The following is a 12,417-nucleotide window of genomic DNA, read 5'->3' as shown; positions in this document are numbered from 1 at the left end:
CAAGTAAACAAAGGGAGATACACGGATGGTTGATTCTCGCTTGTTCTCGTTGGAGAGCATGGGGGCGCATCCTCGGATGTGCGAAGGTTCGGTTGTGCAGGGCGACCGATGGAGAATAGGCATTCTTACGGATGCGCTCATACGTTTCGAGTGGTCAGATACTGGGGTGTTTGTCGACGATGCCACGACTATGGCCATTAATCGGCGATTCGAGCCAGTTCCGGACTACACAGTCACGCGCAATGACGATGGTTCGTTGGAAATCGAAACTTCAGAATTAAGAATATTCTACGACGGGCAGCCCTTCAGTCCTGAGGGACTGTACATCTATATGAAGCATTCAGGCGCTCAAGAGAGTACCTGGCATTATGGAGATGAGCAGAAAGGCAATTTGGGAGGAACCACTAGAACTCTCGATCAAATCGAAGGCTCCACTGCATTAGATCCAGGCCTAATATCCAAATATGGCTGGGCAGTGATTGATGATAGCCGAACAAGCCTGATACGCAAGGCGGATAAGGTAGGCGGGAAGCCCAATCCTTTCGGTACCTGGGTATTCCCCAAGGAAGGGCCGAGCCAGGATTGGTATTTCTTTGGCTACAATCAGAAGATAACCGAGGCTGTAAAAGATTTTTACCATTTGAGCGGGCACACTCCGCTCTTGCCTAGATACGTCTTGGGTAACTGGTGGAGCCGATACCATCGGTACTCGCAGGATGAGTATGAACAGCTTATGGAACGGTTCAACCATGAAGGCATTCCATTCACCGTAGCCGTCATCGATATGGACTGGCATCTTGTCGACATTGATCCCAACTTAGGCTCAGGTTGGACGGGCTATACCTGGAACAGGGAGCTATTCCCCAATCCAAAAGACTTTCTGCATTGGTTGCACGATCATGGCATGCGAACCACGCTCAGCCTACATCCGCGTGATGGGGTTCGGTCGTTTGAAGAACCATATGAGCGCGTAGCTAGAGCCGCCGGAATCGATCCTGCATCGAAGAAAACAGTCGAATTTGATGTGACTTCGCCCGTAAGTATGAATGCTTATTTTGATGCCCTTTTGCACCCGATGGAAGAACAGGGTGTTGATTTTTGGTGGATTGATTGGCAACAGGGATCAGTTGCCAAGCAGAAGGATTTGGATCCGTTGTGGTTGCTGAATCATCTGCATTATTTGGATTCTGCTCATATGCCTGGGCATAGACCTCTTACTTTCTCCAGATATGCCGGTCCTGGCTCGCACCGTTATCCGGTAGGATTCTCTGGCGATACTGTTGTTAGTTGGAAATCACTCAGATTCCAGCCATATTTCACTGCCATGGCCAGCAATATCGGTTATGGGTGGTGGAGTCATGACATCGGCGGCCATATGTTCGGTTACCGTGATGAAGAGTTGGAGGCTCGATGGTATCAGTTGGGGACCTTCAGCCCCATCAACCGATTGCACTCAAGTTCGTCACCTTTCAATGGCAAGGAACCTTGGAACTTCCGCGTGGATGTTGCTCAGAGTATGGTCGGGGCCCTCAGACTGCGGCATGCGCTGATTCCATATTTGTATTCCATGAATAGACGTGCCGCATATGAGGATCTGCCATTGGTGGAACCGATGTACTGGCATTACTCAGGAGGCAATGTGCCCACTCAGTTCATGTTCGGCACCGAGTTAATTGTCTCTCCCATCCTGGAACCGGCTGATCGTGCCTTGCAGAAAGCCAAAGCGCAAGTTTGGTTCCCACATGGTCTTTGGTTCGACTGGTTTGATGGCCGCCATTATGACGCAGAACAGAAGAATGGGCGCAACATGGAAGTCTGGCGTGGACTGGACCGGATGCCGGTTTTTGCCAAGGCAGGAGGTATTGTTCCGCTTCAGAGTCGCAATGACCATAGGGGACAAAATGATAACGATTACGATTATTCGTTGAACACTGTAGAAAACCCACAAGGTCTGGACTTGCGTATTTTCCCTGGTGATGACGGGCATTTCACGCTTTGGGAGGATGACGGGGCACCCCAGGGCAGGATTACATGGGTGCGGACTGATCTGGACTTGAACTGGAAAGAGGGAAAGTTCACCATCAGTCCGGCTCAAGTATGTCCGGAAGAGGGGGCAGCGGGGGTATCCAATGACCCGGGGCTCGTAGTGCCAAAGCGCAGGGATTGGACGCTGACTTTCCGTGGCTTAGCCCCAGTGGACGCATCGAGGATCACGGTACTGTCAGACAGTCAGGCGGTTCCTTTTTCCTGCACCTATGATGAGGAACGACTCAGCTTGATTGTATCCTTACGAAGTCTGTCGTGTACCTCGCAAATTGATCTGGTCTTCAATGATCGACCACAAGTTGCGCACAACCCTATGAATCATGATGCTCTGCAATTGTTGCAAGGTGCACAAATGTTCTACTTCACTAAGGAGCAGGCCTGGGATCAAGTCAGGAATCTTGGCGTCAAAGCAGTGTCAGCACTTCACACTCTCGAAATGCCTCCTGGGGACTATGGTGAACCTTCCTGGTTCCAATCTCACATGCCGCAGGAGGTAATACGAGGTCTGGAGGAAATTTTCCTTAGGGATCAGTAAGTTATCTGAACGTTCAGGGTAAGGTGACGGTCAGTTGGCGATGGAGCGTGGGAAGGGTATGAGTCGAGTCAAAACAGATATGGAGCGACAGGATTCGTCTTCGGAACCACAGCGTGTCAGTCTGAAGGATATCGCTAAAGAGCTTGGCATATCCCAGACGGCTGTTTCGTTTGCGATCAATGACAAGCCTGGCGTCTCCAGGCGCACCAAGCGACGGGTCAAGGATGCAGCGGCCAGGCTTGGTTGGAGTCCTGTGTATGCGGCCCAGGCTCTGGGCTCCTCTCGTACCATGACCATTGGGTTTGCTCCAGCGCGATCGATAGATGCTTTCCAGACGGAAACTTTCATGTTGCATTTCATGGCTGGAATTCATGCATCCCTCAGCGATCACGGGTATGGCCTTTTGTTTCGGCCCTGCCGTTCCTTGGAGGAGGAATTAACAACATACGAGGATTGGGCTCGACGCAAACGAGTTGACGGGGTCATCCTCGTGGATTCGTTGATTGACGATCCGAGACCGGGCAGACTCAAGGCTCTGGGAATGCCGGCCGTCTTGGCGGGTGGTCCCGATACCCATCATGAACTGCCTTCACTCTCGATTGATGATTCCAAAACCATGACCACTATTCTCAGACATCTGAGATCTCAAGGCCATAGGCGTATTGCTTACCTTTCCGGAGATCCAAAATTGGATTACAGCAGGGCTAGGGCCTCAGCATTCCATCATTTTGCGCAAGGTAATGGCCTGGATTCAGCTATAGTCAAATTCACGGATTTCGATCCGGATGAAGCCGTGAACCAGACCTTATCGTTGTTTTCGGGCACACACCCTTATACAGCGTTTATCTATGAGAATGAAATTCTGGCGGCTGCAAGCCTGCGATCCCTAAATATGCGTCGTTCGGATGACGCCGCCGTGGATCTTCCAGCTAGGACTGATGCGCTGCCGGGTATCGTCAGTTTCGAGGACAGCTTCATTTGTCAGTCCACCAGTCCATCGATAACCGCAGTACATCGTGATGCAGGGCTTTACGGTACAAAGGTTGCCAATCTGCTGTTGAAGGTCTTCGACGGCGGTGCAGTTAGTAGCAACCGCCGAATTCTGACCCCCAAGCTGGTCATCCGTGAGAGCACGGCACGTCCAGTGCGATGAAATCCGTGACAACCGCCGGTAAGTCTGTGCTATGGCACCGGTATCATGGTCGCATGTGAGCGTAAACAGTCATACCTGTGAAACGTCTGCTGCCAAGGCCACCGAGGAGGATGGAGTCGTCATGTTCATACCACGTTATTACGAGGATCCAGCCACACTGCATGTGGGAACCGAGCCCAACCGTGCCTACTTCGTGCCGGCCGGCGCCCCCATGGACACGCGTGGCGACCTGCGAAGGCGCTCTGATCGGTACCTGGATCTGGATGGAGACTGGGACTTTCGCTATTACGCCAGCATCGACCAGCTGGACGCCGAGGTTCAGTCCGCCAACGAGGCTAAGGATCCGGTCTTTTTCGAAGCCGACTACAGCCCTTCTCGGGATGCGGGCCAAGGGGTATACCAGCCCATCCATGTGCCAGGAGTCTGGCAGACCCAGGGCTATGACAACCCCCAGTACACCAACGTGCGTTATCCGTTCCCCTACGATCCGCCCAGGGTGCCTGCCGACAATCCCTGCGGCATATACCTGCGCGCTTTCGACTACGAGCCTGATTCCTCGGCACCCCGGGCCTTGCTCAATTTTGAGGGAGTGGACTCCTGCTTCTATCTCTGGGTCAATGGTGATCTGATCGGCTACAGCCAGGTCTCCCACGCCAGCAGCGAGTTCGATGTGACCGACCACCTGCGGCCGGGCCGCAACCAGCTGGCCGTTCTGGTGCTCAAGTGGTGCGATGGCAGCTATCTAGAGGATCAGGACAAGTTCCGGATGAGTGGCATCTTCCGCGATGTCTACATCCTGCGTCGACCCAAGGCACGTCTGCGTGACTGGTTCGTCCACACTGACCTGGACGAGGACATGAGTCATGCCAAGGTGACCCTGGACTTGGATCCGACCGGCGTATCGGGCCAGAACGATGCTGCTATTGATGTCCAGGCTCTGCTGGCCGACCCCGATGGGGTGGAGGTGGCCCGGGCCGAGCTGACAGGTTGTAAGGAGCCTGCGCAATTTGTCCTGAAAGTCAGCCATCCTCGCCTCTGGAATGCTGAGGATCCTGAACTCTACCGGCTGACGCTGACGACTAGGTCCAGCGCATCTGACACCGGCGATTCTGCTGAGTCCATGCCGGGGGAGCATCCTGAGGAGGTCATCACCGAGTACATCGGTCTTCGCACCATCAGTGTGGACGGCCAGGTGGTTAAGGTCAACGGCAGCCCCATCAAGATTCATGGGGTGAACCGCCATGACGGGGATCCACGCACCGGCTTTGCCATCAATCAGGAGCAGATCATGCGCGACCTGACTCTGATGAAAGAACACAACGTCAATGCCATCCGCACCTCCCATTATCCCAACAGCCCCCAGTATTACGCCCTCTACGACCAGCTGGGCTTCTACCTGATCGCCGAGGCCGACCTGGAGACCCACGGCATCGAGACCCTCTACCATAGTCCGGACTGGAAAGAACCCGATTACTGGAATGGCCGCATCGCTGACGAGCCGCGCTTCACCAAGGCTATCGTCGATCGGGTCCAGCGCAGCGTGGAGCGGGACAAGAACCATCCTTCGATTCTGATCTGGTCCATGGGCAACGAAAGCGGATACGGCTGCGGCATCGAGGCGGCTCTGGCCTGGACCAAGTCTCGGGACCCCTCCCGTCTGACTCACTACGAGTCGGCCATCCACGGTTCGCCCCGGAAGGATCTGGACTATAGCAATCTGGACATCACCTCAAGGATGTATCCCAGCATCAAGCAAATCAAGGATTACTTCACGCCGGAGGGTCCTCACGGCATCAGCAGCCACGGGGATGACGGGGACGGAGGCCGTCGGCCTTACTTCCTCTGTGAATACTGCCATGCCATGGGACTGGGCCCAGGGGATCTGGAGGACTACTTCCGGGTCATTCAGGCCTATCCAGGGCTTCTGGGCGGCTGCATCTGGGAGTGGGCCGACCATGCCATCGATCAGGGCAGGGACCGCAAGGGCCGTCGGATCTATGCCTATGGTGGCGACCACGGTGAGTACCCCCATGATGACAACTTCTGCATGGACGGCCTGGTCTACCCCGACCGGCGGCCTCACACTGGCCTCAAGGAGTTCAAGAACGTCTTTCGTCCGGCCCGTCTGGTCGGATACGATCCCCAGACCCGGCTGCTCACCCTGCACAACTATCTGGACTTCACCTTCTTGGATGAGTACCTGAGCCTGAAGTGGACCCTTCTGTGCGATGGGGAGCCGGTTGCCTCTGGAACTCCGGAGCTTGACCGAGGGACAGGCCTGCACATCGCCCCCCATGCCGAGGGCACCGTGGGTCTGCCGACGATGGATCCGCCCGAGAAGGGCCGTCTGACCCTGCTGGTGGAGTACGCTCTGGCCAAGGCCGATTCAGTGCTTCCGCAAGGGCATCTGCTCGGCTTCGATCAGCTTGAAGCTGCCGATATGGGAATGCCTGAACGTCCCAATGGCGTGGCCAGGGTCATCAGTTCCGATCCCGGCAGCGGAGCCCGGGGCGCCCACCGGCCGGTGGTCAGGCAGACTGATGCCCGCTTCGATGTGGAGGGGGCTGATTGGCGCTACATTTTCAACCGCCGTACCGGCATGGTGGAATCAATGAGCGTCGACAACCGTTCGCTCTTGACCGCCCCTATGGAGATCAACCTCTGGCGGGCGCCCACCGACAATGATGCCACCATCAAGCAGGAATGGCGCAAGGCCGAATACGACCGTGCTAGTACCAGGGCCCTATCCTGCCAGCTACAGACTGATCAGGAACAGGGGTTGACCATAATTAAAGCTGAACTATCCTTGGTGGCACCTTTCATTCAGCCCATGGGCAGCATCCTTGCCACCTGGACACTGAGCGACCAGGGTGGGCTGGATCTGAAGATGGAACTGCACCGTGATCCTGAGTTCCCCTATCTGCCCCGGTTCGGCTTGCGGCTCTTCCTGCCCAAGAGCCTGCAGCGGGTCACCTACTGCGGCTATGGGCCCTATGAAAGCTACCGGGACATGCACCGTGCCAGCCACTACGGCGTTTTCCGCAACACTGCGTCAGGCATGGTAGAGCACTACCTGCGTCCCCAGGAGAACGGCTCCCATTATGGCTGCGACTACGTCCTGGTGGAGGATGACCGTTCCCTGCTGCAGGCAGCGGGGGATGGGCCCATCAGCTTCAACTGTTCCCCCTACACGCAGGAGGAGCTGACCGCCAAGGGGCACGACCACGAGCTGGAGGAGTGCGGCTCGACCGTACTCTGCCTGGACTATGCAACAAGCGGCGTAGGCTCCAACAGTTGCGGACCCGAGCTGGATCCCGCTTACCGCTTGGATGAAACCGATCTGGTCTTTGGACTGCACCTGCGGGTCCGTTCCAAGTGACCAAGGCTGGCGGGGCCTTTCAACCCCGCCAGCGCAGATACTGCTGGTAGACCTGCTCGCAGGGGGCTCCCGTCAGCGTGGTGTCGATGTTCACCGACCAGACGGGAGGCTCCTCTTCTCCAGTCAGAGCCCAGGCTGCCTGGCGAGCTGCACCGATGGCCACATACTCATCCGGCTGCGGCAACTGCACATCCATGCCTAGGATTCCTGGGGCATAGGCTCTGACCGCTGGAGACTTGGCGCCGCCGCCGACCAGGAGAATTCTGGAGACCGTGGTGCCCAGCCGTTTCAGCAGCTCCAAACAGTCGCGTTGGGAGCAGAGCAGTCCTTCCACGAATGCTCTGGCCAGGTTGGTGCGCGTGGTGTTGGCCAGGGTCAGTCCCTCCAGTCTGGCGTGGGCATCAGGGCGGTTGGGGGTGCGCTCGCCGTCGAAGTAGGGGATCAGAGTGATTCCTTCGGCCCCCGGCGAGGACTTCTTCGCCAGCTCGGCCAGACCGTCATAATCCGTCCCGAGAGCAGCCAGACCCGCGTCCAGGATGCGTGACGCGTTGATGGTGCAGGCCAGGGGCAGCCAGTGGCCGGTGGCATCCGCGAATCCGGTCACCGAGGCGCTCATGTCATAGGCGGGGACAGGGCTGACCGCTGCAGCGACACCCGAGGTTCCCAAGGAGATTGAGACGTCGCCCACCTGCATAGCCAGGCCTAGCGCCGTCATGGCGTTGTCGCCGCCACCCGGTGCGATGATGCAGCCGCCTGGTACATCTCTGCCGGCGATGCGTGGGTCAGCCTTGGCTCCGACCTGGTGGGGGCCAAGGACCTTAGGCAGAATCACACGCTCGGCCATGCCCTCGGGCAGGGCCATGTCCAGCAGGTCACGCCGGTAGCAGTCAGAGGCAGGGTCGTAGTAGCCCGTGCCCGAGGCATCCGAGCGATCAGTGAAGAGATCCTCCAGCCCTGGTTCGGTCTCCGGGTCGGCTGCGGGACCATGACCGGCGATGACCCAGCTCAACCAGTCGTGGGGGAGGCATATGGCCGCGATGGTCCTGGCATTATCCGGCTCCACCCTGCTGACCCAGGCCACTTTGGTGATGGTCAGCGAGGCAACGGGGGAGGAGCCCACAGCCCGCACCCAGGCTTGTTTGCCGCGCATGGCCAGGTCCTGATCCGAGTTCGGGTCCTTGTTTGGCCCGTCGTTTTCCGTTTCGGTGCTTTCAGCTTCTTCGGTCTTGGACTTGGCTAGCCGGATGATGAGATTGTCGGCATCAGGAGCCGAACGCGTATCGTTCCAGAGCAAGGCATCCCTGATTACCTGCCCCTGACGGTCCAGTAATACCATACCGTGCTGTTGGCCTCCCACACTGATGGCTGAAACATCGTTCAGACCTCCTGCCTGGGCCGAAGCCTCCTGAAAGGCCTTCCACCAGGCCATTGGATTGACGCTGGTGCCTGCCGGGTGTTGAGCCTTGCCGAAACGGACCAGCCGACCGGTCCGGGCCTCGGTGACCCTGACCTTGCAGGACTGGGTCGATGTGTCCACCCCCGCCACCAGGATCTCATTCATGTCAGCCTCCTTGCTTTCCGGGCTCCGGTCATTGGAGTACTCCATCATAGTATCTCAATTATTAAATCGATAAACTAAATGTCCTTGCTCAGTGCATCTCAATTGCTGAACTGCCGTCAGACTGGAACGTAAGATATTGGAGAGGCCCAGAATTTAGCGGGCCTATGTTTGTTCATGAAAGGTTGTTGAACCGTGACTGCCCTGCGCTCTATCAATCAGGATGATCTGAGGAACCACAACCTCTCGGTCATCATCGATACCATTCTGCGGTCGCCTACCTCGCTCAGCAGGGCGGATCTGGCCAAGGCCACCGGGCTGACCAAGGCCACCATGTCGCTCCTGGCGGGGCTCCTGCTCAGGAATCGGGTGGTGCGCGAGGAGGAGCCTGAGACCTCGCAGAGCAACCACGGACGACCCAGCACCCCGCTGTCCATCGCACACGGGCGCTGGGCCGGCCTGGGCTTGCAGATCAATACCGACGGCTACGGCTGTCTGGCCATGGATCTGGATGGGACCCTAATCGATTCAGCCTGGGTCAAGGACGATATGCACGAGGCGGAGCCCGATCAGGTCTTCACCAACTTGGAAAAGCTGGCCAAGCCCATCGAACGTAAGTTGTCACGTCGCCATTACCATACAGTGGGTTCGGGCCTGGCCCTGCCCGGTCTGGTTGGTGGCGACACCACCCTGCTTATGGCCCGCAATCTGGGATGGGAACGTCTGGATTTGCAGGACTTCCCCCTGGTTCGCCGTCTGGCCCCCCGAGTGGGCAACGAGGCGCGTCTGGCAGCCCTCGCACAGATTCCCGGCTACGCTGCCCAGCGTCCCGCTGACGGGCATGAGGGACCGCTTTCACCCACAGACTCTTTTATCTACATTTCAACTGACATAGGCATAGGCGGAGCTGTGGTGCGCCGTGGAGCCGTGGAGTCAGGGGATCACGGGTTCGCTGGCGAATTGGGACATGCCTCGGTGGATCTGAACGGGCCTACCTGCCGTTGCGGCCGCCGTGGGTGCCTGGAAACCTATGCCGGGCGCAGGGCTCTGGTTGAGGCAGCGGGCATCGCCACCGGAGCCGAGGCGGTCACGCCCCAGGCCATGGAGGAACTCTACCAGCGCTGGCAGCAGGGAGATGCCAAGGCCGTTGATGCCATTGACCGTGGGCTCGATGCCATGATCTCGGTCATCGCCTCTGCCATCAACATTGTGGATGTGGATACGGTCATCCTGGGAGGATTCTGGTCGCACTTCGGGGGAAACCTTGCCCAGCGTCTGCAGGATCGTCTCAATCAGCTGACCCTGGGCCGGGATGCCGTGGACATCCGTGTGCTCATCCCCACCCAGGCCGATTACCCGGCCCTCAAGGGAGCAGCGCTGGTAGGTCTGCGCCGCTTCATCGACGATCCGCTGGATTTCTTCGAAGACTGAGTTGCCAAGGCCTGAGCCGTGCAAGGGTTCAATGACCAACCTACGACTGGTCGGAATTGGCGGGCAGCTGTCTGCCACCGACCTTGAAGAGGGCATGGGCATCTCCGCCATGCAGGCGTTTCAGATAGGTTCGGGCCCGAGCCATGCGTTCTACAGTAGTCTGGGCCAGCGGGGCTGGGAGTTGGTCGGAGTCGAACCAGCCGACTGACAGGCTTTCCTCGTCACCGACATAGGGGTCGGCATTGCCGTTGGGGTCGGGCCGGCAGATGAATAGATGATCCATGTACATGGTCCGGTCACCGTTGACATAGGTGACCACCTGCCGGGAGGATGTGACCGCCGCCAGGTCAGAGACGATCACATCCACCCCGGTTTCCTCCTTGACCTCGCGGACCACGGTGTCGGCCGGGTCCTCTCCGGGTTCGTTGATCCCGTAGACCAGGGCCCACTGGCCGGTGTCAGAGCGCCGGCCCAGCAGGACGCGGCCCTGGCCGTCAGTGACGAAAGCCGTTACGCCGTTCAGCCAGAGCAGGTCATGACCTATAGACCTGCGCAGTCTGAGCACGAAGTCAGGGGTGGGCATGTATCAGTCCCGGTCCGGGTCGGCCAGAGCGGCCCGCTCCGCCATCCAGGCCTCCACCTCTTCCACGGTCTTGGGAATGCCTGCAGACAGCCACTGGGGCCCCTGTTCGGTCATGAGCACGTCGTCCTCTACGCGCACGCCAATGCCGCGGAACTCCGGAGGCACCAGCAGGTCGTTCTCCTTGAAGTAGAGTCCGGGCTCGATGGTGAAGATCATCCCAGGGGCGATGGGGGCACCCTGGTAGGACTCGTACCTGGCCTCCGCGCAGTCGTGCACGTCCAGGCCAAGGTGGTGGGCGCATCCGCAGGCGTGCCAGCGGCGGTGCTGCTGGCCTTGCGGGGAGAGCGACTCCTCCACACTGACCTTGAGGATGCCCCACTCGTGCAGTGTTTCGGCCAGCACCCGCATGATGGCATGGTGGATGTCCGAGTAGGTGGCGCCGGGCTTAGCGGCTTCGAAGCCGGCCTGCTGGGCCTTGAGCACGGTCTGGTAGATCCGCTTCTGCAGGGGGCTGAAGGTGCCGCTTACAGGGAAGGTGCGGGTGATGTCAGCCGTGTAGAGGCTATTGACCTCCACGCCCGCATCGATCAGGAGCAGGTCGCCCTTCTGGACTGTCCCATCGTTGCGCATCCAGTGCAGGATCGGGGCGTGCTTGCCCGAGGCGATGATGGAACCGTAGCCCACGTCGTTGCCCTTCTCACGGGCGTTTGCGTTGAAGACACCCTCCAGCATCCGCTCGGAACGGGGCTTGCCTACCACTTGAGGCAGATGGGTCAGGATCCGGTCGAACCCGTCCTTGGTGGCCGCTATGGCCTTGCGCAGCTCGTTTACCTCATAGTCGTCCTTGATCATACGGGCCTCTGAGGTGAACTCTTCGAGCTTGTCGTCGGCTTCCTCATTGCGGTCCGGACCACCGATGCCGTTGGCCTTGCGGGCGGCCTCCACCTGGTTCAGGACCTCCTGGTCTGCAGTACGGATCACACGCAGCTTGACCGCTCCCTGGTCCGGGCCCAGATCCTTGGCGATGGCATCAGGGAAGGAGGCAATGTCCTTGGTGGGGATGCCGGTCATGACGGCCAGCTCCCGCAGACCTGCCCGGGGACCCACCCAGTACTCTCCGTACTGAGCGGACCGATAGTAGTCGCGGGTGGACTGATCGGCCCGGGGGTGGACGAAGAGCTCAGGGGTATGGGTCAGGCCCTTGGCGGCCTCAGGACTGTCAGGGTCCACAGGGTCCAGGACAAGGATGGCTCCTGGTTCGTAGTCCTCGCCCAGGCCCGTGTAGTAGGCGAAGGTGGTGTCTGGGCGGAAGGCGTAGTCGTTGTCGTTGTTTCGGGTCTTGTAGGAGCCTGCGGGGATGACCAGCCGCTCACCGGGGAAACGCCGGCCCAGCTCACGCAGGCGGCGCTCGGTGTATTTGCTGGATTCCAATGGCTCGATCTGGGGCTCCTGGGCCTGCCAGCCGGTGGTCATGAACTTCTGGAAGGCGGGGGAGTTGGGGCGCAGGGTGCGGTTGTTCACCCGGTCGTCCATGTTCTGCTCATCCAGGTCCACGTTCTTGGGATCGGTGTCTCCTTGTAGATGCTCCTGTGCGGATGCGGTCACGTCCGGCCTCCTTGAAATTTCGGTTCTTACTATGTTGGTTCCATGGTAGTGCGTTTGGCCGATGTGACAGTCGGCTGTTTCGGCCTTCAATCGGGGTCGGTCGCGCATAGAATAGGCGGGAAGCATC

Annotated in this window: 7 protein-coding genes; 4 read left to right on the top strand and 3 right to left on the bottom strand. The window is 58.7% G+C overall.

Annotated features, from left to right (window positions below; all coding sequences use genetic code 11):
* Nucleotides 1-25 precede the first annotated feature (25 nt).
* Genes H3T93_RS03590 through H3T93_RS03580 form a run of 3 tightly spaced genes read left to right on the top strand, consistent with a single transcriptional unit; the run spans nt 26 to nt 7,113 of the window.
* Nucleotides 26-2,581 carry a glycoside hydrolase family 31 protein gene (locus H3T93_RS03590; protein ID WP_144176832.1) on the top strand — a complete coding sequence of 852 codons (2,556 nt, stop codon included), beginning with the start codon at nt 26-28 and terminating at the stop codon, nt 2,579-2,581.
* 58 nt (nt 2,582-2,639) lie between these two features.
* Entirely contained in the window at nt 2,640-3,734 is a 1,095-nt protein-coding gene (locus H3T93_RS03585) for a LacI family DNA-binding transcriptional regulator (protein ID WP_232348605.1), read from the top strand.
* A gap of 55 nt (nt 3,735-3,789) precedes the next feature.
* The gene (locus H3T93_RS03580; protein ID WP_442859371.1) at nt 3,790-7,113 is read left to right on the top strand and encodes a glycoside hydrolase family 2 TIM barrel-domain containing protein; all 3,324 of its coding nucleotides are present in this window, start codon (nt 3,790-3,792) and stop codon (nt 7,111-7,113) included.
* Between the two features lie 19 nt (nt 7,114-7,132).
* Here H3T93_RS03580 and H3T93_RS03575 read toward each other — a convergent pair whose 3' ends face one another.
* Nucleotides 7,133-8,674, bottom strand: coding sequence for a xylulokinase (locus H3T93_RS03575; protein WP_144176833.1), 1,542 nt, complete (start codon nt 8,672-8,674; stop codon nt 7,133-7,135).
* 192 nt (nt 8,675-8,866) lie between these two features.
* Between H3T93_RS03575 and H3T93_RS03570 the strand changes: the two genes are divergently transcribed.
* The gene (locus tag H3T93_RS03570; RefSeq protein WP_144176834.1) at nt 8,867-10,102 is read left to right on the top strand and encodes an ROK family protein; all 1,236 of its coding nucleotides are present in this window, start codon (nt 8,867-8,869) and stop codon (nt 10,100-10,102) included.
* A gap of 40 nt (nt 10,103-10,142) precedes the next feature.
* On the opposite strand, the gene H3T93_RS03565 is transcribed toward H3T93_RS03570, so the two are convergent.
* A complete protein-coding gene (locus tag H3T93_RS03565; protein WP_144176835.1) occupies nt 10,143-10,685 on the bottom strand; it encodes an NUDIX hydrolase in 543 nt (180 codons plus the stop codon).
* Nucleotides 10,686-10,688: 3 nt separating this feature from the next.
* Nucleotides 10,689-12,290, bottom strand: coding sequence for an aminopeptidase P family protein (locus H3T93_RS03560; RefSeq protein ID WP_046322722.1), 1,602 nt, complete (start codon nt 12,288-12,290; stop codon nt 10,689-10,691).
* Nucleotides 12,291-12,417 lie beyond the last annotated feature (127 nt).

Origin of the sequence: Bifidobacterium sp. M0404 (assembly GCF_016101415.1) — a bacterium.
In the GTDB taxonomy this organism is placed as follows: Bacteria; Actinomycetota; Actinomycetes; order Actinomycetales; family Bifidobacteriaceae; genus Bombiscardovia; species Bombiscardovia polysaccharolytica.
Note: the sequence above shows the minus strand (reverse complement) of the source record. Positions and strands in the feature narration are given on the sequence as shown.